This window comes from Sphingomonas sp. CFBP 13733 (assembly GCF_014841795.1).
Taxonomy (GTDB): Bacteria; Pseudomonadota; Alphaproteobacteria; order Sphingomonadales; family Sphingomonadaceae; genus Sphingomonas; species Sphingomonas aerolata.
This window is the reverse complement of record NZ_JACYUP010000016.1, coordinates 1-23,824: the sequence shown is the minus strand read 5'-3', so window position 1 is coordinate 23,824 and position 23,824 is coordinate 1. Positions and strand designations below refer to the sequence as shown.

Genomic DNA, 23,824 nt, shown 5'->3' with positions numbered 1-23,824 from the left:
TCAGGCAGCTTCCGCTTCGATCAGGTGAACATGAACGGTGGCCAACTGTGCCTTGACGAGTTCGTTAAACGACAGGGTCGGGTTCGTTTCGGCAAGCATACCGATCTTCATCCAGAACTCAGCCTGCGCATTGATGGAGCGGCACATCACGGCGCTGGCCTTGCGAGCTTCTTCGTGTAGCGCGCCGTCAATCTTCACAATGCCCATAACCGCTCCTTCACACCGACCATACGAAGCATATGCGTATCGTATGCTGCATGGTCAATTGGGCGTGATGAACGAACGACTGAGTTAGGGCTGCGGTTGGCTAGAAAAGATGACAAGTTCTGGGGGACGTGCCCGTGCTCCACGGCTTCCGGCCAGACCCAAACCTGGTCATTTGCCGCCTCTTTTCGGCCCACCACCTTCTGCCATTCATTCATGTTGGCTGCGTAGGAAGTACTAAGCGTCGGCCCTGCCTGCTGCCATGCCAGCCTTCTCAAAGAGGATGGCAGAATGAATCTCGGCGCAGGAAACCATTCAAAAGAAACCAAAACACTCGGAGGACACTTGCTACGGGATAGCATCATGCGTATTGCCAATGTAATACACTTGGTGGTGAGGCTATGAGCAAGTTCGTTCGAGTGGCGTACATGATGGCCCTGCTGCCATTCCCGCAGCAGCCAAAGAGGCTGCTCCCACGCCATCTAAAATCGCTGTGGTCGAGCAGGGGCTGACGTCGGCTGTTGTGCTGGCGGGTGCACCGGCACCGCGCCGCACGATCGAAGCGGAGATGCGACGTCTGAATGTGCCTGGGGTCAGCGTTGCCGTTCTGCATGGCGGTGCCGTAGAATGGTCTAAGGGATACGGGATCACGCGAGTAGGTGGCTCAGCCGTAACGCCATCTACGCTGTTCCAGGCTGGCTCGATCAGCAAACCGATCACGGCGCTCGCTGCGTTGCGCCTCGTCCAGCAGCACCGCTTGACGCTGGACGAAGATGTTAACGCGCACCTCAAAAGATGGAAGCTGCCGACGCGGCCCGGTGAACAGGTCACGCTGCGCGAATTGCTGTCGCATACGGCGGGAACCACGGTGCATGGCTTCCCCGGCTACGCTGCCGGGGTCGCGGTACCGAGCGTCGACGACGTGCTTGCCGGCCATGCCCCCGCAAACACCAAACCGGTTGTCGTGGATACAAAACCCGGGACGATGTGGCGCTACTCCGGCGGTGGCTACACGGTTATTCAGAAGCTGATCGGCGATGTGACGGGCAGACCATTCGCCGAGGTTCTCCAAGACGAGGTGCTTCAGCCCGCCGGCATGACGCGCAGCAGCTTTGCCCAGCCGCTCGACGCCGCTTCGCTGGCGACCGCCGCATGGCCGCATGACGGGTCGGGCAAGCCCGTACCCCGCGGCCCATACACTTATCCGGAATTGGCCGCCGCTGGTCTGTGGAGCACGCCAAGTGATTTGCTGCGTTTCACTATCGCCGTGCGAGACAGTGCGCGCGGTGAGAAGGGCAGCATTCTCGATCAATCGCTAGCAACAGCAATGCTGACGCCCGGCAAGGGGGAGTGGGGCCTCGGCCTTGAAGTCCACCCGACCCCTGCCGATCGCGCCTTCGCGCATGGCGGCAGCAACGAGGGATATGAGAACTTCGTGGTCGCCTATACGGGGTCGGGCGACGGGGTGGCGGTCATGACGAACGGTGCCCAGGGAGGCGAGATTGGATCGGAAATTACCCGCAGCGTGGCCGCCGCCTACGGCTGGCCGAGCTACCACAGCATCGAGCGCGCGAGCGTGCCGATCCCGGCCGACATCCGCGCTCGTCTGATCGGAACCTACACCGTTCCCGATCTCGGCTCCTTTTCGATCACCGCGAACGGTACGGGCTTGGCTATCTCACTCAAGGAGGGTGTCAGCGAACCTCTCTATGCCTCGGCACCGGACAGCTACTTCGTCCTTTCAACCGACTTGGTGCTGCGTATGAAGGGCGGTGAGCCTAAGGCCACTGGGCGGCTCGTTATGGGATCTTTCGACTGGCCGTTCGCGCGAGAAACGGATGCCAAACCCTGAATTTTGACCTTCCCTATTGGGAACGTTGAGCTGGACAATTCCTTCTCGACACGGATCCTGCTCCGGGCATCATCGGGTTTGGTCAAAGGGGGCCGCCCTGCCCTATTGCCCCCCACGACCCACAAGCCGACGTTCAGCGCTCAAGATCAACTTCCCATAACTGGACGCCCGTTCATCTTCTTTCGAAGCGTAGGAGATCCATCCAAATGGCAGCCATAAAGCGCGGCTAGAGTAGCCCGAGCTAGATCGAGTATCCGAAAATCACCAAGATCGATTTCTTCAGGCGACCGTCACCACCCTGAGCCGCGCCAGATATGAACTGCCCCGCCCCAACGTAAGGGTCATTTCGGCCAATCAGAAATTCAGAATAGACCTTGATGCGCTGAGACTTCTTGGACGACCAGACCGCCCCGATATCGAGCCGCTCGCTATCCTTGAAGCCAGCTGCATCTTTAAAAAAGCGACCGTAGTTGACGTAGGGCGTAACATTGAACGGCAAGCTTCCGGTGTCGATGGATCGACCCAACTCGCCAAATACATATGTGCCTTTCGTCGCGATGTTATAGGAGGCGTCGAAGCCTCCAACGGTGATCATGTCATTACGACCCGGATTCCGCGGATCAATGTCCTGCCTCGCTACGAGTGTCTTTGCATGCCAAGGCCCTTTACTACCGGTAAGGCTTGCCGCAAAGATGCGCTTACTACCGTCAGCACGCGTATCAAAGTTATGGATTGTCGACAGCCATCCGGAAATGGTGGCACTGAGCTTCACGGTCTTCGTAGCCGCAAGTGTGTAGCTGACGTTGCCGATCAGCATGTTGCGTTCGTCGTTACGCGAACCGTCCGGCACGTAGCTGTCGGCTTTGGAAATGTTCGTGGAGTAGCGGGACGAGTCCGAACTGATGCCGCCACCGGCAGGCCCGCTGGAAGGGAAGAACCCGACCTCCACACGATACCGCGGCGTCTCGTGGCGGAACTTGACACCGAGATTATAGGTCTCCTCAAAGCCGTAAACGAACGCAAGGTCGTCGAGTATCGACGATCCCCAGTATCGATCGTCGAAAGGAACCGGTTGAATACCTGCGGTGATGCTGTCGGACTCGGTGAGCCTGGCCCCACCATAAGCGTACATCAGGAAGCGCACCTCTCCCGGATACTCCCGGTAGCCGGCCGATTTTCCGTAGATGAAGTTGCCACCATAGAATCTGTACTGCGCCGCGCCAAAGAACCGGTCGGACGTATAGTCCGCCGTCAGTGCAAGGGTATCGAACGAGAGGTGGCTCGAGGTGCGTTTCGCGCCGCTTCCGGACACGTCGTTGAAGCGTAGATCATACCGTCCCCGTAACGTGGCCCCTACCTTCAGTCCCTTCTTTGACGATTCTATCGGTGCCACGTCCGGCTTCGTAGCAGGGATATTTGGAAGGGTTACCTCTCCTTCCGCATCGGCATTGCCGGTGGGCGAAGCTGCCCCATCCGGACAGGCGGCACCCGGCACGCACTGCTGTTCGATGACGATCGGAACCGGCGTTGTCCAAGGCATGCGCTCTCCTTCGCGGAAGTAGCCTCCGCGTTGTTTCGTTTGAATATCAGTTGTGCATGGCCGCTAGTCGGTTGGCGCTGCGACCAGATTGCGTTCGCCGACTACCGACAGTCCGTAGCCGGACAGCGCGACCAGCGTGCGGTGCGTGTTCGTCAGCAGGATCATCCGCTCGACGCCGAGTTCCGTCAGGATCATCGCGCCCACCCCGTAATCACGAAGTTCCTCCATGTCCGATGGCGACAAGGTGCCTGCTCGTGCTTTCAGCGCCATCGAGAAACGATCGTCACGCTGCCGGTTGATCGCGATCACGACGCCCGCCCCCTCTTCCGCAATCATCCGCATCGAGCGCTCGAGCACATCCATCCCCTGGCCATCGCCCGCAAAGATGTCGGTAAGCGCCGATATCGCATGCATCCGAACCAGTGTCGGCTGTTCGGGATCGAGCACGCCTTTCACCAACGCGATCTGTTCGGTACCGGTCGCACGGTTGCGATAGGTGATCGCCCGCCATTCTCCGCCCCACCGGCTGTTGAACCTCACCTCGGTGCATTTCTCGACCAGATGGTCGTGACGACGGCGATAGGCGATCAGGTCGCGGATCGTGCCGACCTTGAGGTTATGAAGCTGGGAGAAACCGATCAGGTCGCTCAGTCGGGCCATCGTGCCGTCGTCGTTCATGATCTCGCAGATCACGCCTGACGGATTGAGCCCGGCCAATCTGGAGACGTCGACCGCAGCCTCGGTGTGGCCAGCGCGGACCAAAACCCCACCGTCGCGTGCGATCAGCGGAAAGACATGACCTGGCGTGACGATTTCGCTCGGACCGTTGGCAGAGTCGATCGCCACGGCGATCGTGCGTGCCCGGTCATTGGCGGATATGCCCGTAGTGACTCCCACACGGGCTTCTACCGAGGTCGTGAAGGCCGTTTTGTGACGCGTGCCGTTCTTTTGCGCCATCGGCTTGAGGCCAAGCTGATCGACCCGGTCGTTCGTCATGGCCAGGCAGATCAGGCCACGACCGTAGGTGGCCATGAAGTTGATCTTTTCCGGCGTCGCCATCTGCGCTGGAATGACGAGGTCGCCTTCGTTTTCGCGATCTTCGTCATCGACGAGAATGAACATTCGGCCGTTGCGTGCCTCCTCGATGATTTCCTCGGGCGAAGACAGGAAGTTCGGACGTGCGCGGATCATCGTGTCAGGAACCATGGTTTCCCTCCTGCTGAAATTGTCAGTGGCAATGGCGGTCGTGATCGATGTCATCGTACGGTGGCTTCAGCATGCGCTGCGATGTTGACGCGACGTTGCGTGTTGCCGGCACCAAGACCCAGATAGAGCGCGCCGGTGACGATCGGCGCGACGAGCCAGCCGATGTCCAGTCCGCCGATCGCAGAGGCGAAGGGTCCGGTATACAGGCTGGAGGTCAGGAAAGGCAGCTGTACCGCGATGCCAGCGAGATAGGCGATCGCGGCCTTCGTGTTCAGCCGTCCATAGACCCCGCCATCAGCTTCGAAGAACGAGGCGATGTCATACTTGCCCTTTCGAACGACGTAGAAGTCGATGATGTTGATTGTCGCCCAAGGCGCCAGCACGACCATCAGACCGATGACGAAGCCAATGAAGCGGGGCACGAACGTGTCCGCCGACGTCGTCGCGACGACGAGACAGGCACCCAGAACCAGTACCGACAAGACGATGCGTGCCCTCCGACCCGGCATCCACGACGCCAAGAACGTCTGCGCCATCGTGATGAGCGACAGGACGGCACCGTAGATGTTTAGCGCGTTGTGGCTGACGATGTTGAAGATGAAGAGGAGCATCAGGATCGGTGCGAGCGCGCCGACGGCACCGCTCACCTGGGTCATCGGGTCGGCACCGACAGGGGCACCCGCCACGGCCATAGCACCGAGAATGAACGACGCTGCGGCGCCGAGCGCTGCACCGGCGAAGCTGGCGAGGAACGGTCCCCGAATGCCTACGCTGGGCGGAAGATACCGCGAATAGTCCGATGTGTAGCAGGCGTAGGAGATGTGCCAAACAGCGCCGAGCGAGAACATCGCGAACCAGCCCACCATCGTGAAGCCTCCCCGCCACACGATCTCTGCCGAAAGACCATCGGCGAGCCTGAAGGCGGCATACAGAAGGCCGAGACCCATGAACCATATGCCGACCCGGTTGAGCAGGTGAATGACGTTGTAGCCAAGAATACCGATGCCGGCCGCTGCGGCGGCACACAGTATTGCTCCAACCGGCAGTCCGATCCCGGGCACGAGCGCATGTACCGATTTCGCCGCCAGCACGATGTTGGAGGTGAAGAAGCCGACATACAATAGGGTCGCAAACGTCACGACCAGCAGGGCACCATAGCGTCCGAACTGACCGCGACTCTGGATCATCTGCGCCAAGCCCATCTGAGGGCCCTGTGCCGAACAGGCGGCCAGCACCAACGCGCCGACCAGATGGCCAAGGATGATTGCTGAAATGCTCCATCCCAGCGACAGGCCAAAAACCTGGATGGCCATAGCGCCGGTCACGACCGGCAGCGGCGCAATGTTCGTCGTGAACCACAGCGTGAACAGATCACGCACGCGGCCATGCCTCTCAGCCAGCGGGACGAAGCCGATGCTGTTGGCCTCGATGGCGGTTGGCGCCTCTCCTGGGGTTGCCATGGTCAGCAAGTCCTCTTATGATTCTTGGTATACCATATGACGGTATGTCCTGCTAAAGTTGGACGCAAGACAAAAATATCGGGCTCTCGAAGAGGCCCTTGAGGAAAGGATCGACGGATGAAGTTCTCGCTCTTCCTGCATATGGAACGCTACGACGAGGCGATCTCGCATCGGCAGCTCTACGAAGAATTGCTCGCCCTGTGCGATCTCGCGGAAGAAGGCGGCCTCCACAAAGTGTGGATCGGCGAACATCATTCGATGGAATATACCATCTCCCCCAATCCGATCCCGTTGCTTGCCGCGGTAGCCGAGCGGACGAAGAACATTCGGCTGGGTGCAGGTACCTTCATCGCACCTTTCTGGCATCCGATCCGCATGGCAGGCGAAGCGGCGATGCTCGATGTGATCAGCAATGGCCGGGCGGAGATCGGGCTGGCACGCGGCGCCTACCAGTTCGAGTTCGACCGCATGCTCAACGGCGTTTCGGCGAACGACGGTGGCAAGTATCTGCGCGAGATGGTGCCGGTGGTCCGCAAGCTGTGGGAAGGCGACTACGCCCATGACGGCGAGATTTGGCAGTTCCCGGTGTCGACCAGCGTGCCAAAGCCCGTCCAGAAGCCGACGCCGCCCATCTGGATCGCCGCACGCGATCCGGAGTCGCATAAGTTCGCGGTGGCGAACGGATGCAGCGTGATGGCGACACCGCTGTTCAAGAATGACGACGAAGTGAAGGATTTGGCGCGCAAGTTCGACGAGGCCTGCGCTGCGAGCCCCGATGTACCGCGTCCCCAATTGATGATCCTTCAGCACGCCCATGTTCAGGCCAGTGACGAGGACGGTCAGCGCGCTGCAGAAGCGATCTCGCTGTTCTTCCGCAACTACGGCGCATGGGCGAGCAACAGGAAGCCCCCGGTCAACGGCTTCCATCACGACATCGCGCCGTTGGACGCCGAACGGTTCCCGGACTTCGTGCCCGAGCAGCTCCGTCGGAACATCATGATCGGTACACCAGAAGAGGTCATCGCACGGCTCAAGACCTACGAAGCCATGGGGGTCGACGAGTACAGCATCTGGCTCGACAACACGATGTCGTTCGAAGAGAAGCGCGACTCGATCCGACGGTTCATCGATCAGGTCGCGCCGGCGTTCGCCTGATGCCCAAAGCCTACTGGATCGCCCGCGTCGATGTGACCGATGCCGAAGCTTATGCCGACTACATGGCGTTGGGCCCAGCAGCACTGATCGGCAACGGCGGCAAGCTGTTGTCGCGTGGCGGACAAGCCGTTGCGCTGGAGGGGCCGGAGCCCCGCCAGCGCAACGTCGTCATCGAGTTCGAGAGCATGGACGCCGCGCTCGCCTGTCACGCATCGCCCGAATACACCGCGGCGCGAAAAGCCCGTGCGGGTGCGGCCGAAGTCGAGATACTCATCGTGGAAGGATTGCCAGAATGACGAGCGAGCGGACGACCAGCGAAGCCTTCGACCGTGGCCTAGAGACCAGGCGTGAGGTGCTTGGCGATGCGTATGTCGACAAGGCCCTTGCCGGCGCGGACGACTTCAACTGGCCGATGCAGGAACTGACGACGGAGTATTGCTGGGACCATATCTGGAACAGGCCGGGCCTCGACCGCCGCAGCCGCAGCATCCTCAACCTGGGCATGATCGCCGCGCTCAATCGCGGTCACGAGTTCAAGGCGCACATCCGCGGTGCGCTCACGAACGGCGTGACCCGCGAGGAGTTGCGCGAGGTCTTGCTCCAGATCGCGGTCTACGTCGGCGTGCCCGCCGGGGTCGACAGCTTTCGGCTCGCCAAAGAGGTGTTCGCGGAAATCGACGGTTTTCAAGGCTGACCGGTGGCCGAAGCCAGATGCGAGCGCGGCGCGTCTGGCTTCGGTTCCGGTTCTACAACCCGCCCATCATCACGTACTTCAACTCGAGATACTCGGCGATACCATGACGGGAGCCCTCCCGCCCCTGGCCCGACGCCTTGATCCCGCCGAACGGTGCGACCTCGGTGGAGATGGCCGCTTCGTTCAAACCCACCATGCCGTACTCGAGCGCACCGGCCACTCGCATCGCGCGGCCAATGTCTCGCGTATAGGCGTAGGCCGCCAGGCCGAACTCGGTATCGTTCGCTAGACGGATCGCTTCCGCCTCGTCCGTGAACCGTATGACGCCCGCGAGCGGACCGAAGGTTTCATCCCGCGCGATCGCTGCATCGGCGGGGACGTCCGCAATCAGCGTAGGCGGATAGAAAAGACCTTCCCCCCGCTTGCCCCCCGCCACCAATCGACCGCCGCGACGCACGGCGTCAGCGACATGATCCTCCACCTTGATCACGGCCTTTTCGTTGATGAGGGGGCCGATCGTAGTGTCAGGATCCGTTCCGGGTCCCACCACGAGCTTCGCGATCCGCTCCCGCAGCATCTCGACGAAACGGTCGTGTACGGAGTCCTGGACCAGGAAGCGGTTGACGCAGACACACGTCTGGCCGGCGTTCCGGAACTTGCCCAGCATCGCACCGTCGACCGCCGCATCGAGGTCGGCGTCATCGAACACGATGAACGGTGCGTTCCCACCGAGCTCGAGTGACAGCCTTTTCAGCGTAGGCGCCGCCTGTGCGAACAGCATGCGACCGACCGGCGTGGATCCCGTGAACGACACCTTGCGGACTACCGGACTGTCCATCAGTGCGCCGCCGATCGCGGCGGCATCGCCCGTCACGACATTGAAGACGCCTGCTGGGACACCTGCCTCCTCTGCGAGCGCGGCGAGTGCGAGCGCGGTCAGTGGCGTCTCGGGCGCCGGCTTCAAGATCATCGTACAGCCAGCTGCAAGCGCGGGGCCTACCTTGCGCGTGATCATCGCCGCGGGGAAGTTCCACGGCGTGATCGCGGCGGTCACCCCGACGGGCTCGTGCCAGACGAGGATGCGCTGGCTGGCCTTTGGTGCTGGGATGATCTCCCCATCGACGCGCCGCGCCTCTTCCGCATACCAGCGCAGGAAGCTTGCGGCGTAGAGAATCTCCCCCGCAGCTTCGGCGAGCGGCTTGCCCTGTTCCGCCGTGAGGATCTGGGCAAGCGCATCGCGGTGGTCCTGCATGAGCGCGTACCAGCGCATGAGGATGTCCGCGCGCTCTCCCGCCGGTCGGGCACGCCAACCTACGAGCGCACGTTCGGCAGCCGAGATTGCCAGCTGGGCTTCCTGCCGCCCGAGATCCGGCACGAAAGCAATGATCTCGCCTGTCGCCGGATCGTACACCGCACTACCCTGCCCCGTCGCAGAGACCCACCGGCCGTCGATCAACGCACGGTCGCGGAACGGATGAAGCGTATACAACGTCATGCCGCCTCCAGCACCGGCGAGGGGTGATCCGTCATGCTGCCCTTGTGGTAGATGAGGACGGGGCTATCGGTGAGACCGATACGCTGGACGGCGCCGATGACGATGGCATGGTCGCCGCCTTCGTACTCGCGCCACAGCGTGCACTCGATGACACAGGCTACGCCCGGCAATACCGGGTTGCCCAGTTCGCTGAGCGTCCAGTCCAGACTGGCGATCTTCTCAGTGCCCTTCGATGCGAATGCCATGGCAAGGTCCTGCTGCCCGGCCGCAAGGATGTGAATCGCAAAGCTCTGACGGCTGACGAGATGGGGGTATGTTGCCGACGTCAGCGCAGGACAGACCAGCACAAGCGCCGGATCGAGCGAAAGCGAACTGAACGCGCTGGCGGTGAACCCGGCGATCGCGCCTTCCGTATCCAGCGTTGTGACGACCGTCACGCCGCTGGGAAAGCCGGCCATCGCGGTGCGGAACTCGGCGGGATCGATCGAACTTGCAGTCATGTCTCTTTCCTTCATCGCATCACGAACGGGTCGCCCATCGGTTGATCCGACAGGTTCACCCACACGGTCTTGAGTTCGGTGTAGTCGAGGACGGAGTGGATACCGCCCTCACGGCCGTAGCCGCTGGCGCCATAGCCGCCGATCGGCGCCATCGCCGACACGGCTCGGTAGGTGTTCACCCAGACAATCCCGGCGTGGACGTCGCGCGCCATCCGGTGACCGCGTGCAAGATCGCGTGTCCAGATCCCGGCCGCTAATGCGTACTCGGTTCCGTTGGCTAAACGGATCGCTTCGTCTTCGTCGCTGAAGCGCATGATTGCTGCGACCGGCCCGAACACCTCGTTCTGGACGATGTCGAGATCGACGGACCCACATTCGAGCAGCGTCGGTTCGTAGAACCAGCCGGGGTGACCCTCGGGGCGCTTGCCGCCGGTTAGCACGGTCACGCCTTGCTTACGGGCACGCGCGACCATTGTCTCGACGACACCGAGCTGCTGTTCCGTTGCCATCGGTCCCATGTCCGAAGACGGGTCAAGCGGATCGCCGATCGTGATCCGTGCGATGCGCTCGCGCAGCGCGGCGACGAACCTGTCATAGATGCCGTTCTGGACCAGCAACCGCGATCCTGCGACACAACTCTGACCGGAAGCTGCATAGATACCGGCCACGACCCCATTCACCGCACTTCCAATATCTGCGTCGGCGAAAACGATGTTTGCGGACTTGCCACCGAGTTCGAGCGACAGCTTCGCGAAATTCTCCGCTGTGGCTCGTACGACATGTCGCGCTGTGGCGGCCCCCCCAGTGAAAGCGACACGACGAACCAGCGGATGACGCGTCAACGCCGCGCCTGCGCCTGCACCGAAGCCCGTCACGACGTTGACGACGCCATCGGGAAAGCCGGCGAGCGCAACTAGCTCGGCAAAGCGCAGGATGCTGGCCGATGCATGCTCGGAAGGCTTGATCACCAATGTATTGCCTGCCGCCAGCGCCGGCGCGAGCTTGATCGCGGTCAGATAGAGCGGGCTGTTCCAGGGCACGATCGCAGCGACGACGCCAAGCGGCTCGTGGACGGTGAAGGCGAACATGTCGGTCTTGTCGATCGGCAGCGTGCTGCCCTCGAGCTTGTCGGCCAGGCCCGCGGCGTAGTGGAAGAACTCCGGCAGGTAGGCGAGCTGGCCGCGCGTCTCTCGGATTAGCTTCCCGTTATCGCGGGTTTCGAGTTCTGCGAGTTCGACGGCATGTTCGGCAACTAGATCACCAAGGCGCCGAAGGAGTTTGCCGCGCGCGCTGGCAGTCAGCCGGCGCCATTCGTCTGAACGGAAAGCGGCATCGGCAACACGCACAGCATGATCGACGTCCGCCGCATCGCCGTCAGGAAGCGTAGACCATGCCTCTCCTGTCGCCGGGTTGAGGGAGGTGTAGGTCGCGCCCGAGACGGCAGGGACCGATTGCCCACCCACGAGCATCTGGAACGTGGTGGTCGTCATCTTCAATCTCCCAAGGAGGGTTGGTGACACCCGATCGTAGCCAGGAAATCCAACAGGAGGGCGTTGGTCGCATCTGCCATTTCGACCGGCATCATATGCCGCGCATTCTCCACGACCCGGCAGACCGCGCCGGGTATGCGCGCGGCCAAAGACCTTGCCATCGCCGGTGTCGAGCCAATGTCATATTCGCCGGTCGCAACGAGGGTCGGAACGTTGATGGTGGACAGCTCCGCATCGCCATAGCAATCCTCGGTTGCGAACAACCGGTAGGCCACCGCATACCCGGCCGGGTCGTTGGCTACGAAGCTCGTGCGCAGGTCCGCAATATACCTAGCATTCACGTTGCGGAACGCCGGGCTGAACCATCGCTCGATCGCGCCATCGATGTTCGCGGCTGGACCGTCTGTGGCGACATCGGCGACACGGGCCATGATAGTCGAGCGTATGTCTGGCGAGCGATCGAACACGCTGTTTAAAAGGACGAGAGCCTCGACCCGGCTGCGATGACGCAAGGCCACGGCGCGCGCGACAAGTGCCCCCATCGAGAACCCGATAAAGGTCGCCCGATCGACCCCCGCATGATCCAGCACCGCGACAATGTGATCGGCAAAGCTATCTAGACCGGCATCTTCGGGAGGGCGCGCACTATCGCCATGACCAAGCATGTCGACGGCAATGACGCGGTACTCTGTCTCGAGTAGCGGCGCCTGCGCCGCCCACATTCCACGAGACAGCCCGACACCGTGAATGAGGACGACCACAGGCCCCGTGCCGCCGCTATCGTCGTAGGACAGTGGCACGTTCACCGTGTCGGGAACGCAAGCCATCACGACGCCTGCCGCGCTGCCTTTTCGGCTGCGATAGCTTCCAGGTCGAGATATCGGTTCCCGATACGGGGATGGACCCGCCCCGCATCCGCCGCACCCAGAACGACGACGATCTCGTCAGGAAGCGGGGCGTCCGAAATCGAGAACTCGCCGGTGATGTAGTGCGAGCGCTGGCCCTCATCGTCCTTGTGCATCATTGGCACCTGGATCGACGTTCCCAGCCCGCCACGCTTGTTGGTGAAGCTCAGATAGGACTTTGCCTCGACCGCCTCGCGATAGTGGTTGCCGAAGCGCAGCGTGTGGATCAACGCCGAGGCATGCTCGATCTCACCAGCGGCGCCAACGACCGCCGCCTTGCCATAGGCTTCGATCCGGTCCGCCCCGCCGATCGCCGCGATCAGCCGCTCGACGATCAGCGCACCAAGGTCGGACGCGCACGCGCGGATCTCGGGCTGAAGGTCTTCGACGAAGCCTCGTCCGGCCCATGGGTTCTGGAGAACGGCTGCAACCATGACGGTGGTAACCGGGGTGCCGGCTTCCTTGCCGCCTTCGGTACGCACTTCTTCAACGTACGAGACGATCTTTCGAATGCTTAATGCCATGTCTAGCAACCCTCCTGCCTGTATGGTGTCTGTTGGTATACCACCTGATTGGACAATGGCAATTGTTCATTTATGGTGATCTTTGAGGGAACAACGCTGATGCAGAATGACGACGTAAACATGCTGGACCGGATCGAATCCCGGCCGCAGACCCTGCGCCTGATCGCGCTCGACCGCGTTCGCGATGCTATTCTCGAAGGCCGAATCAGCCCTGGCGAACGCTTGGTGGAACGCAATTTAGCCGAGCGCTTGGGGGTAAGCCGGTCGGTGATCCGCGAGGTTATTCGCAATCTCGAGTCCGAAGGCCTTGTTGAGGGAACACCGTCGGGACCGCGCTTGGGGATCATCACGATCGACCAGGCGGAACAGATTTACGACATTCGCATCCAGCTCGAATCGTCCGCGGTCGCGGCGTGCGCTCGCGTCGCTACAGAGGTGACCGTCTCGGCACTGAAGTCGGCACTGGCGGATATTGCCGTTGCCCATGAACAGCGTAGTGCGATTGGAGCGTTAAGAGCGACGACCTGTTTCTACGAGATCATCTTCAAGACAGGCGGACACCTCATCGCCTGGGAAATCGTCCAACGATTGAACAGTCGGATCAGTCAGTTACGCGCGATGACGCTATCGGTCGTTGGACGGCAAGCTTCTGGGCTCAAACGGCTAGCAGGAATGGTCGATCTCATCGAACGCCAGGATTCATCAGGAGCGGCTGCCGCTTGCCAAAAGCATGTCCGAGAAGCAGCAAAGATCGCGTGCGATAAACTTCGTGAAATCGAAGGATCCGAGGCATAAATCTATAAGCGCCGATTTTTGACACACCTTGCATTCGAGTTCGACGACTAAACGACCCAATTGCGGTCGTTCAGACCCCCTCTCTAGTCCCCCAACTTCGTCCGCTCGTTCATGTTACATTAGCGACGGTCGGAGCGGCAAGGTTTGGGAACTTTGCCGCTATCCGCCTACCATCCGCGGAATGGCTGAGCCCGCTAAAAGCTGCCGCCCAATTCTTAAGCCGAGATATCAGTCAGCGCCGAAAACGGGTTATTAACGCGTCCCAATTAAGATCGTGATCATGGTTACGCTGACATCGAAGGGTCGTGCTGAGAAGACCCGCCAGGCCGAAATTGACCGTCGAGGCGGCCGCTGTTCGGATTGCAACGAGCACCAAAGCAAACTTGATACACCGCTGGAGTGCGACCACCGGCCAGGCACTGATAAACGCGCGAACATTTCGGATATGGTGTCTCAAGGCTGTTCTGACGTTGCAATACTGGACGAGATGTCAAAATGCGATTTGGTTTGCCATCCATGCCACAACGAACGCACCGGTAGGCGCGCGCGCGATAGGAACGCCGTCGGCAAGGCTACATAAAAGTATAAAAGCGAAATGGCTGGCGAGGCCGCCTCGAAGTTCCTGAAGGACGGACGAACCGGAAAAAACTTGAAGACGGCTGCTGGATCCGCGTAATCTCAGCACCCCGAAGAAGTGATTGGCGGGACCAGTCGGTACCGGCCCCACCCATCAACACGTCGACCCAGAAGCAGACGTCCCCGCCCCCTTCCCAGCTTCCCAACTTCGGCCGCTTGTTCATCTCCGCGTTACGACGACTTTTGGCGCCTGACCCTGCGAACTCGAATGTCGCGACTGGGCAATAGTTTAAGAAGCAGGCTGTCGAAGTCCGAGTTTTGTGCCCGATGAGCTGCGGACGGCTTTTGCAGGTGGCTTGGGCACGGGATGAGCGGTGACGCTACGTCGAACCGTAGGTGCCAATCCGGATTCCTCATTCCACAGAACCAGGATTGTAGCGATCGGTGCGGCGGTAAGGATCAGCAGGAAAAGGCCCATCAGCCATTCGTTGGGCTGTAGCGGCTGCGAGAAGCTATCGCTGGGCTGCATCGACGGGCTAGGTCGCATCGGGCGTCTGCCGGCTTTCCTGGGGTGAAACGGGCGGTCCGTAGTTGATCGGTGGGCAGACGGCCTGATCTGCGACCGATCATAGGCGGCGCGTGCTTCCTTCTTCCCCAAAACGGAATACGCCTCGTTGATCTCTTTTGCACGAGCAGAAACGTCCGCTCCATGATTGGCATCGGGGTGATATTGACGGAGCAGCGCTTTCCACGCGGCGTGGATAGTGTCGCGACTTGCCGTCGAGGGCACCCCTAGAACAGAATAATAGTCGGGTGAGAGAGCCATCTAGCCGTTCCTTGCGGCTAAAACGCGAAAAAGAAAAGTCCGCCTGGTCCGTGATCTAACCCAGGCCTTCTCGGTGATCCAAAGGGCGGCTTTGGGCGCCAACAGTCAGGCGGCTGCCATTCCCATCCGCAACTTCGTGCTTTCGACGACACTACGCCACCCCTAGGCGTTGACCCATTGCACGAAGCCGCTGCGCGGCAGTGGTGGTGGCGGTTGAGGTAGCGCAGCGGCGCTGAGGTTTGGTTCTGCGGCAGCGGCGGGAGACGATGGAGTTCCTTCAACGAGAGGAACTCTCCATGGCGACTCTACCCACCGAACAGTCCGTTACGCCGCTGCGCCAGCGGATGCTCGACGACATGGCGATGCGCTCAATGCGGTCGCGTACCCAGCACGACTATGTCCGCCACGTTCGCGCCTTCGCGGCGTTCCTGCGACGCTCGCCGGAGACCGCGACTGCCGAGGACGTACGGCGCTTCCAGCTTCACCAGCGCGAGCACGGTGTCGGAGAGGCCGTCATCGGCGCCACGGTATCGGCGCTGCGGTTCCTGTTTGGCGTGACGCTTGACCGGCCCGACCTGTCGCGCAGGCTGGTCCTCGCGCCTCGTCCCCGCAAGCTGCCCGACGTGCTGAGCGTCGAGGAGGTAGGGCGGCTGCTCGAGGCGGCACCGGGCATCAAGTACCGCGCCGCGCTGGGCGTCGCGTACGGCGCCGGATTGCGGGTGTCGGAGGTCGCACACCTCAGAGCCGACGACATCGACAGCAAGCGCATGCTGATCCGCATCGAGGAGGGCAAGGGCCGCAAGGACCGTAACGCGATGCTGTCGCCGCAACTGCTTGAACTGCTCCGGCTCTGGTGGCGCGAGGGCAAGCGGCGCAGTGTCCTGTTGCCGCACGGCTGGCTGTTCCCGGGGCGCAGCTACACCGATCCGATCTCAACCAGACAGCTCCACCGCGCCGTTCATGAGGCTGCCGAGGCGGCCGGGATCCGCAAGCGCGTCAGCCCGCACACGCTGCGGCACAGTTTCGCCACCCACCTGCTCGAGCAGGACGTCGACATCCGCGTCATCCAGGTGCTGCTCGGGCACAGCAAGCTCGAAACGACCGCGCTCTATACCAAGGTCGCCACGCGCACGATCCATGCCGTGACCGGTCCGCTTGACCGGTTGATGGCGCTGATGGAGGGCAAGCCACCCGCCGGGCGAGCGCGCGATGCGCACCTCGCTCGAGGTCGCCGACATCTTCCGTGCTGCCGGTCCTGCATACCGGACTGCCCACGCCGGGCATCTGAGCCTCGACCAGCTCAAGGTCATGTCGGCTGTCGAACATTGCCGCACCGCTGCGCTCGGCGGCCACACCGAGGCATGTACCGACTGCGGACACTGGCGGGTCGCCTATAACTCCTGTCGCAACCGGCATTGTCCCCGGTGCCAGGGTGCGGCCGCGCGCGCATGGCTTGCCGAGCGCGAGGCCGACCTGCTTCCGGTCGGCTATTTCCACGTCGTCTTCACCCTGCCGGCCGAGGTCGCCGACATCGCCTACCAGAACAAGGCTGCAGTCTACGGCCTGCTGTTCCAGGCGGCGTCCGAGACGATGACGACCATCGCCGCTGACCCGAAGCATCTCGGCGCCCGCATCGGCATCACCGCGGTCCTTCATACCTGGGGGTCGGCGATGACCCACCACCCGCACATCCACATGATCGTACCCGGCGGCGGGCTGTCCCCGGACGGCAACCGCTGGGTGTCGTCACGCCCCGCGTTCCTGCTGCCGGTGCGTGTGCTCGGCAAGCTGTTCCGCCGCCTGTTCCTGACCCGGCTGATGGCGCTGTACGAGGCGGGACGGCTCGGCTTCTTCGGCAGTCTTGCGGCACTCGCCGACCGCCGCGCCTTCCTGCGACACCTGTCCCCGGTCCGCAAAAAGACCTGTGTCGTCTATGCCAAACCGCCGTTCGCGGGACCGCAGGCGGTGCTCGCCTATCTGTCGCGCTACACCCACCGGGTCGCCATCTCGAAAAGCCGCCTCGTCCGCTTCGACGAGACCGGGGTGACATTACGCTACAAGAATTACCGCAACGATGTCGCCGACCGGCAGCAGCTGATGACGCTGGCCGCTGACGAGTTCATCCGGCGCCTCCTGATCCACGTTCTCCCGAAGGGCTTCCACCGCATCCGCCATTACGGCCTGCTCGCTAGCGCCACCCGCAAGGCTCACCTCGAACACGCCCGCCAACTGCTCGGTATTGTCCCGCCCGTGGCCGATGTCGCGCCGGTCGAACCCGACGATGCCCGCCCGCCGTGCCCATGCTGTGGCGGACGCATGCTCATCATCGAGACCTTCGAACGCTGGCGCCAGCCCCGCGCACCGCCGCATGCCACCGACCCGACCGGGACCACCGCGCCATGACCCGGCATGGTTCACCTGCATTCCGCCACGCAGCCTGTGCGCTTCCGGCCATAATGACGCTCGCGTCGACGATGCCGCTCCGCGTGCCGACCAACATCTCACGCCTTCGTCGAAGCCAGAGTCCAAGCCAAACCCAGCGCCAGACGGCCTTCTTCCAGCCCACAGATGCCCGCCCGGGCAGCTGTTGCACGCGCCTCAAACCAGGGCGAAAACCGAAAACCCCATAGGCCAGCATCCGCGGCCCGCGGCTTCCTGCTTTGGAGGATATCGTACACCTGCCGGTGCCCGATTTCCTTCACACAAGCAGACATTAGCAGGCTCTTCCGGCCTTCCCAACTTCGGCCGTTTGTTCATGTAGGCATGTCGTCGCCGACGGGGCCGCATGGGTGGCGAGAAGTGGGACGAAGCCGTCTTTCGATGAGGCGGTCGTGACTGTTGGGCTTCTGGTGAACGGCCATTCGCAAATTTCAGAAATCGACTCAGCAAGCTTGAAAGCAAGCAACGGTGCCGGTTTGGAACGCATACCGTAAAGGCGTCGCCGCTCACCTGACGAAAAACCCTCTCGGTGAGGTTGTCGCACGCTTTCTCATTCCGACAGGGTATCTTGTAAAATTGTGGGAAGGGTAGAGTACGAGCCATACCACGTACGCATAATCTCTGCTGCCTTTGCAGCTGGACCCTGTCGAAAAACATGTCAGACCGTCCGAGAACTCCGGGATGGCCATGCCGTTAGGCGCGCGCTGCCCTGGAGGGCGCTCGAGGCAGAATTTCTGGATTGGACCGCTCATCGGCGGGTCAAATCCCTCACATTGGGCATCTTCAGCGCGATATTCTCTTGAGAAGAAGATGTCCGGCCTTTTCAGGCCTGCACGGCGCGTAGCAGGGCGGGAATGCCGAGGATGTTGATGGCTCGCCGCAGGTTGTAGGCGAGCGCTGTCAGGCTGAACTCGGCGTTGACGTTGGCGAGACCGCGCATGAGGAACGCACCCTGGTTCATCCACTGTTTGATTGATCCAAACGGGTGCTCGACCGTCTCGCGTCGCTTGTCGAGGATATCGGGCCGCGCGACAAGTCGTTCGGCCATGCGTTCAAGCACCGCCTCGTTTTCCCAGCGATCAATAGTTCGCCGCGAGCCTGAAGTGCATTGCGGCTTTAGGGAGCAGGTTTGGCAGGCCCGCATATTGGTATAGCGGATGGAGATATGCTCGTCCTTGCGGGTGCGGGTATAAGGATCAAGGCGATCACCACTCGGGCAGACGTAACAGTCGGCCTTTGGGTCGTAGCGAAACTCGGTTCTGTTAAAATAGCCGCTTGCAACCGCCGAGCCGCGCTGCGGCCGCGCGACATAGGGCACGACGCCGATATCCTCGCAAGCAGCAATATCCTCACCCTTGTAGTAGCTCTTGTCAGCGACTGCATCGATACGTTCGACGCCCAGCACCTCACGCGCGGCGCCTGCTGTTTGGGCCAGGAAGCCAAGGTCGCTTCCGGAGTTGGTGACATTCTGCTCGACGATCAGCTTGTGCCGGGCATCGATTGCGACCTGTGCATTATAGCCCACCCCGACCTTGGGGTGCATCGCCATCCCCCGGGCATCAGGGTCGGTAAGTGACAGCTGGCTTTCGCCGCTGGCGACAAGTTCGGCGAGCATCGCCTGGTGTAGCTCACGCCGTGTTCGCACCCGCGCGAGCTTCGCCTCGAGCGTGGCCGCACGGCGCGCCGCGCCTTGCGCTTCGATTTCCGCGCGGTCGGCTCGATCGAGCCGTCCCAAATACTCTTCGATCCGCTCGTCGGCGAGCTTGATCCATCCGGCCAGCTTTTGCTGCGTGAAGTTGCGTTTACGGCTGTTCACCGCCTTGAGGCGCGTGCCGTCCACAGCAACCAGTTCCCGCCCGAACAGATCGAGCTTGCGGCACAGCAGCACGAAGGCGCGAAACAGCGGCTTGAATGCTGCCCGGTTCACGCGCCGAAAATCCGCGATCGTGCGAAAGTTGGGACGCAGGCCGCCCAGCAGCCAGATCACTTCGAGATTGCGCCCGGCTTCCGCCGCCAGGCATCGGCTTGAGCGGACCCTATTGAGATAGCCATAAAGATAAAGCTTCAGCAGATCCGCGGGATCGTAGCCGGGTCGGCCCGTCGCCTTTGGTCGAAAGCGGTCAAAGCCCAGTTCCCCCGGATCCAGATCGTCGACAAAGGCCGCGATGAAACGCACCGCGTTGTCTGCCGCCACATAGTCATCGACCGAGGCTGGCAGCAGCAGCATTTGATCGCGCGATTGACGTTCGATGTAGCTCATGCCCGATCATACCGGATACGAAACCTGACGGGAGTCCATCACGCAGTTTTCGTAGAGTCTGATGTGTTTTCCGACAGGGGGGCAGCTGCAGCAACCGCTCAAAGGCGCTTGGCTGATACCGATCATACACCAACGTTCGAGTAGATACCTCGAACTCTCGAATGACTAAGATCCTACTAAATCTTGCAAGCCATGCTCCATTCTACCGGTGGAGAGGCTAAACGGGAATCATACGTTGAATGCCCTGGCGGTAATGCACGGCAAAAGCTGGCCCCTATAAGGAGGCCAGCTTGCACTTACTCGGAGGGTACCGCTTTTGGCTTTTTTGATTTTGCCGCAGCCTTTGGTGACGTGCCATCGCCCTTGCGGACGGTTCCCAGGCCAATCCTGTGGGCCATCGCACGGCGAGCTTCCGAATAGGTTGGGGCAACCATAGGATAATCGTCTTTTAGGTTATACCGCACGCGATATTCCTCTGGCGTCATGCCGTGCTTTGAAAGGTGGCGACGTAGAGTTTTGTATGATTTTCCATCAACCATGCTGACGATGAAGTCGGGGTTCGCCAAAGACTTTCGCGTCGAAACTGCGGGTGAATAATCCTGCGCGCCAGTAGCAGGAGCGTCTGTCCCCTCAGCGCCGCTCATCAGAGACTGAACGCTCGAATGCATCCGGGCGAGAAACGCTGGAACCTCATCGGCGGATGTTCGGGTATTAGAATTAGACAACCACGCAATCGTCAACTCGGCGGCAAGCTCGACAGCGTTCAGCTGGATATTCTCATCAGTCATACTATGCTCCACTAAGGTTTGCCATTTAGGAGAATTATCTACGATGACAACCTAGTTCGGTGCAGAACGCGAAATTAATCAACGCCCTCCTTAAATAACGCTGCGATGCCAAAAATATAAAATAGCTAAGTCTTTATACCAATTAGCCGCACCAAGGCTATAAAACGATACGCTCACGTAAGCTGGACCCTGTCCTATCCTGAGATTTGCTCGGCCCCGTGTAAATTTGGATGCCAGATTACCGAAGGAATAAATGCGTGATCGTTCGTTTCTGCAAGACTCCAAGCGTAGTCAGCATAATGCTCTGCACGAATTAAATATAGATCTCGCTCAGCAGGATCTATACTTTTTGTCGATGCAGCCCTCGCAATCGCCTCTTCCTCAAGTCATTGTGAAATCTGGTTTTGTTTATGTAAGGCCGACGACATAGCCACTTCCCCTAAAACTCGTATGGGCTATAATGGCATAAGAGGCCTTTAAATCGACTGACGATTTGTACAAATTATGGATCTGTATCGTCGGTCTTAAGATAGCTCATAGCCAGAAGCTATTTTATAAAACTAAGAGATGCATTGCTGATATATACTATTTACATTGACGTTGTAGTAAAGATCATAGTCTAAAATAGTTATGTCAATAATACGGATAACACATTACTTCACAATATATTGCAATTCCCTTGGGTCAAAAGCGTATAGCGACATGGCTCTATGTCACTACACGATGGGCCCTTCCATCCTTATGATATAAGTCAATATGCCCTGTTTTAGAGCTGACAACTACCTTGGCGAATATAACTCTCATCATTTCGTTTATGGCAATGGATGACTTTTTGTCATTGTGACCTATCGAAAGGTATTCGATGACCTCAGAGAGTTGGTTCTCTAGTCTGATGGTCGCTGAGTGTTGATACATATCCGCCTTATCTAAAAGGTCCTGCTCTAATAGATCAACGGTATAGCGCATCTCTTTCAATCGATCTGTATAAGATGGGCTGAGGCTGACCGCGAGAAGCTCGCGCCTGGCTCGATCAACATTGTTTTGAGCTACGGATAGTCTCCTGCTTCGGCCATATCCAGGCGCGCTAATGTCGCAGGCGCTGAAGATTGTCGATAGGCCTTGGCGAAGAGCGGCATCAACGGGGCCATAGGGGATGGGCGCATAATGGGCTGCAGTTCCAGCTACGGATGCCGAACATATAATGCTCGGGCCATTCGGGGCTGATGGACTAACAATCATCAAACTGCCGCAATATTCGCATACCGCAAGTTGATTCAGTATGTAGTTAACACTACCATGACCAGCCCAGTTACTGGTCAGGCGACCAATCTGTACCTTATGAAACGTATCCACTGATATGATAGCAGGATAGTATCCACGTATAGGTGGGCAAGGTACGCGGGTCTGCCTCCCGTCTTTCCATTCTATGACATGAGGAACAAAGGTCCCTACAACAGCGCTTGATCTGGCAATCCAACCCACTTTGTCGCGCGTCCATAGACTATCTGGCTTCCAAGCTGGCACCTTATCGCGGTTAAACATTTCCGCGATTTTGGTATTAGATACACCCTCTTGATCAAGTCTAAATATGTCTCTGACTACCTCTGCCCTCGCTGGTATTATTGAAAATGCTTTGTCATTTTTATTTAGCTCCAGCCATCTCGGACAGCTGGACGTAATCGGCTCGGACCCCGCGATCGCCCTTTTCGCGCTCCAACTTGCCTTTCCTCTGAATGACTTTAACTCGCTTTCTTCATTTGCGCGGATAAAGTTTATCAGCGCGTATATCAAGCCCATCGGGTCTCGACGCAACTCATCGATCGAGTAAGTTCGCCGATTGGATAGTGTGACAATCGTTATACCAGCAAGAACGATTTGTGTCAGCAAACTCTGAGCATTCAAAGCGCTTTCTCGACTCAGTCGGTCAAGATTCTCGACGAGCAAAAGGCTGCCTTGTGGTACGATCCCTACAGAAACTGCCGCAAGAAAATCTCCAAGGTGCCCTGACGCAGAGTTCTGACCCCGGAAACCGGATATACCATAGTCTCTGTATGTAAGGCGATCGTCGAGAATGAGGGAGAACTCATCTGCATAAGAAGCAGCCAGCGCCGTCTGGCGCCTGATGCTATCGCCGCTCATCTGCTCGAGGCTGCTGAAGCGAACATACGAATAAGCGTATCTCTTTGCTACAGATGTATCTGACTGGATCACGGCTAAACCTCCGATAAGCCGTATCTACCATATCAGCGAGATATTTGAATTGGGCGGTGTTCAGAGGCGGCTATAGCTCCAACGCAACGCTGGGGATAATGCGTCGCCCCCCACCAGCTGCCCCCCACCCACCTTGAATGCGTAGCGTGTGTGATAACTCATAAAATAACCGATTTCGGTCAGGGTGGGGCAATGCCCCTTGTCTGCAGCGACCACAGGCTTCAATATTTGTCTCAAAAATTGAAAGGCAGGACGGGCATGTTTGACGTGCCTGACGCGCCGCTGAATACAGCATAGATCAAGGCATTGGCGTACTCCAGAGGGTATGATTGTGCATATCTGTCAACGCCTATCTGACCGGAATGTTTAATGGCACCACCAGTACCTTATGGTCCCTCCCGCAAAGTCTGGGTAAACGATGGCCATGTCTTTATAGAAGCACCGGATGGCACTGTTGTATTTATGACGCCGGAGGTAGCAATCGAGATGAGTCGACTAGTTGGAAATGCCGGCTCCAAGTCTCTCATTAACAAAGTGGTGGAAGAGGATGATACGTCAGAGACTTGGCGAGGAGGGTAGGCTCGGTAGTCCTAAAGGCCATTATATGGCGTAGCTGGCACATGGGTTGCGCCACCTTCGCAGACTTAAAGACGCAAATATCTTAAAATCAGATGAGTCGCGGTGCTCGTATTTAACGTGGTAAAACTGGTGAGACTAACGCGCCACGTACCTGCTGCACTACAGGCCGACTTGCGGGTGGAGCAGTTTTATATTCTGCTGCAACAGATCCCAATCCTCTACACCGTTCTGATAATTAACACCGCAATACTGGCGATCTCCGTCTACGGCTCGGTTTCAACTACGTTGTCAGTTGAGATCCCCGGCTTATTCGGGGTGCTTATCG

General features: G+C 59.6%; 20 protein-coding genes and 1 pseudogene. 8 read left to right on the top strand and 13 right to left on the bottom strand.

Features of this window, described 5'->3' with window-relative positions; translation table 11 throughout:
- Positions 1-207, bottom strand: coding sequence for a ParD-like family protein (locus tag IFT71_RS20665; protein WP_183935792.1), 207 nt, complete (start codon positions 205-207; stop codon positions 1-3).
- 490 nt (positions 208-697) lie between these two features.
- Between IFT71_RS20665 and IFT71_RS20660 the strand changes: the two genes are divergently transcribed.
- Positions 698-2,056 carry a serine hydrolase gene (locus IFT71_RS20660; RefSeq protein WP_192143307.1) on the top strand — a complete coding sequence of 453 codons (1,359 nt, stop codon included), beginning with the start codon at positions 698-700 and terminating at the stop codon, positions 2,054-2,056.
- A gap of 241 nt (positions 2,057-2,297) precedes the next feature.
- Here the strand turns inward: IFT71_RS20660 and IFT71_RS20655 are convergent, their stop codons facing one another.
- From IFT71_RS20655 to IFT71_RS20645, 3 genes are all read right to left on the bottom strand, one after another.
- Positions 2,298-3,596: a hypothetical protein gene (locus IFT71_RS20655; RefSeq protein WP_197976261.1), complete on the bottom strand. Its 1,299-nt coding sequence runs from the start codon at positions 3,594-3,596 to the stop codon at positions 2,298-2,300.
- Positions 3,597-3,659: 63 nt separating this feature from the next.
- Complete coding sequence (ribB, locus tag IFT71_RS20650) at positions 3,660-4,802, bottom strand: 3,4-dihydroxy-2-butanone-4-phosphate synthase (protein ID WP_192143305.1); 1,143 nt, start codon at positions 4,800-4,802, stop codon at positions 3,660-3,662.
- A 50-nt stretch (positions 4,803-4,852) separates the two neighbouring features.
- Positions 4,853-6,262, bottom strand: coding sequence for a purine-cytosine permease family protein (locus tag IFT71_RS20645; protein ID WP_192143315.1), 1,410 nt, complete (start codon positions 6,260-6,262; stop codon positions 4,853-4,855).
- A 117-nt stretch (positions 6,263-6,379) separates the two neighbouring features.
- On the opposite strand from IFT71_RS20645, the gene IFT71_RS20640 reads away from it, so the two are divergent.
- The 3 genes from IFT71_RS20640 to IFT71_RS20630 are packed head-to-tail and all read left to right on the top strand — an operon-like array spanning position 6,380 to position 8,111.
- A complete protein-coding gene (locus IFT71_RS20640; protein ID WP_192143303.1) occupies positions 6,380-7,417 on the top strand; it encodes an LLM class flavin-dependent oxidoreductase in 1,038 nt (345 codons plus the stop codon).
- Positions 7,417-7,713: a DUF1330 domain-containing protein gene (locus tag IFT71_RS20635; protein ID WP_192071830.1), complete on the top strand. Its 297-nt coding sequence runs from the start codon at positions 7,417-7,419 to the stop codon at positions 7,711-7,713. The genes IFT71_RS20640 and IFT71_RS20635 overlap by 1 nt, the downstream gene beginning before the upstream one ends.
- Positions 7,710-8,111: a carboxymuconolactone decarboxylase family protein gene (locus IFT71_RS20630; protein WP_192071831.1), complete on the top strand. Its 402-nt coding sequence runs from the start codon at positions 7,710-7,712 to the stop codon at positions 8,109-8,111. The genes IFT71_RS20635 and IFT71_RS20630 overlap by 4 nt, the downstream gene beginning before the upstream one ends.
- 52 nt (positions 8,112-8,163) lie before the next feature.
- On the opposite strand, the gene IFT71_RS20625 is transcribed toward IFT71_RS20630, so the two are convergent.
- The 5 genes from IFT71_RS20625 to IFT71_RS20605 are packed head-to-tail and all read right to left on the bottom strand — an operon-like array spanning position 8,164 to position 13,025.
- On the bottom strand, positions 8,164-9,606 hold the full coding sequence (locus IFT71_RS20625; RefSeq protein WP_192143301.1) for an NAD-dependent succinate-semialdehyde dehydrogenase: 1,443 nt from the start codon (positions 9,604-9,606) through the stop codon (positions 8,164-8,166).
- Entirely contained in the window at positions 9,603-10,121 is a 519-nt protein-coding gene (locus IFT71_RS20620) for a flavin reductase family protein (protein WP_197976259.1), read from the bottom strand. The genes IFT71_RS20625 and IFT71_RS20620 overlap by 4 nt, the downstream gene beginning before the upstream one ends.
- Positions 10,118-11,596 (bottom strand): aldehyde dehydrogenase, encoded by a 1,479-nt coding sequence (locus IFT71_RS20615; RefSeq protein ID WP_192143299.1) that lies wholly within the window; start codon positions 11,594-11,596, stop codon positions 10,118-10,120. Before IFT71_RS20615 ends, IFT71_RS20620 begins: the two co-directional genes overlap by 4 nt.
- Before the next feature lie 2 nt (positions 11,597-11,598).
- Positions 11,599-12,423 carry an alpha/beta fold hydrolase gene (locus tag IFT71_RS20610; protein ID WP_192143297.1) on the bottom strand — a complete coding sequence of 275 codons (825 nt, stop codon included), beginning with the start codon at positions 12,421-12,423 and terminating at the stop codon, positions 11,599-11,601.
- A complete protein-coding gene (locus tag IFT71_RS20605; protein WP_192143295.1) occupies positions 12,423-13,025 on the bottom strand; it encodes an amino acid synthesis family protein in 603 nt (200 codons plus the stop codon). The genes IFT71_RS20610 and IFT71_RS20605 overlap by 1 nt, the downstream gene beginning before the upstream one ends.
- Positions 13,026-13,124: 99 nt before the next feature.
- Here IFT71_RS20605 and IFT71_RS20600 point away from each other — a divergent pair, with 99 nt between their 5' ends.
- Positions 13,125-13,820, top strand: coding sequence for a GntR family transcriptional regulator (locus tag IFT71_RS20600; protein WP_192071837.1), 696 nt, complete (start codon positions 13,125-13,127; stop codon positions 13,818-13,820).
- 865 nt (positions 13,821-14,685) lie between these two features.
- Here the strand turns inward: IFT71_RS20600 and IFT71_RS20595 are convergent.
- Positions 14,686-15,222, bottom strand: coding sequence for a J domain-containing protein (locus IFT71_RS20595; protein ID WP_192071838.1), 537 nt, complete (start codon positions 15,220-15,222; stop codon positions 14,686-14,688).
- Positions 15,223-15,518: 296 nt separating this feature from the next.
- On the opposite strand from IFT71_RS20595, the pseudogene IFT71_RS20590 reads away from it, so the two are divergent.
- Positions 15,519-16,421 (top strand): annotated as a pseudogene (locus IFT71_RS20590) (tyrosine-type recombinase/integrase); the annotation flags it as partial.
- 10 nt (positions 16,422-16,431) lie between these two features.
- The gene (locus IFT71_RS20585) at positions 16,432-17,625 is read left to right on the top strand and encodes an IS91 family transposase (RefSeq protein ID WP_192143293.1); all 1,194 of its coding nucleotides are present in this window, start codon (positions 16,432-16,434) and stop codon (positions 17,623-17,625) included.
- An 859-nt stretch (positions 17,626-18,484) separates the two neighbouring features.
- On the opposite strand, the gene IFT71_RS20580 is transcribed toward IFT71_RS20585, so the two are convergent.
- The 3 genes from IFT71_RS20580 to IFT71_RS21945 form a co-directional block, all read right to left on the bottom strand.
- Positions 18,485-19,921, bottom strand: a complete 1,437-nt coding sequence (locus IFT71_RS20580; RefSeq protein WP_192143291.1) for an IS1182 family transposase — start codon at positions 19,919-19,921, stop codon at positions 18,485-18,487.
- 296 nt (positions 19,922-20,217) lie between these two features.
- Positions 20,218-20,709, bottom strand: coding sequence for a MucR family transcriptional regulator (locus IFT71_RS20575; RefSeq protein ID WP_192143289.1), 492 nt, complete (start codon positions 20,707-20,709; stop codon positions 20,218-20,220).
- 708 nt (positions 20,710-21,417) lie between these two features.
- The gene (locus IFT71_RS21945) at positions 21,418-22,920 is read right to left on the bottom strand and encodes a recombinase family protein (RefSeq protein ID WP_192143287.1); all 1,503 of its coding nucleotides are present in this window, start codon (positions 22,918-22,920) and stop codon (positions 21,418-21,420) included.
- Positions 22,921-23,601: 681 nt separating this feature from the next.
- Between IFT71_RS21945 and IFT71_RS21270 the strand changes: the two genes are divergently transcribed.
- The coding region (locus tag IFT71_RS21270) for a hypothetical protein (protein WP_206757477.1) at positions 23,602-23,824 on the top strand (223 nt) is incomplete at its 3' end.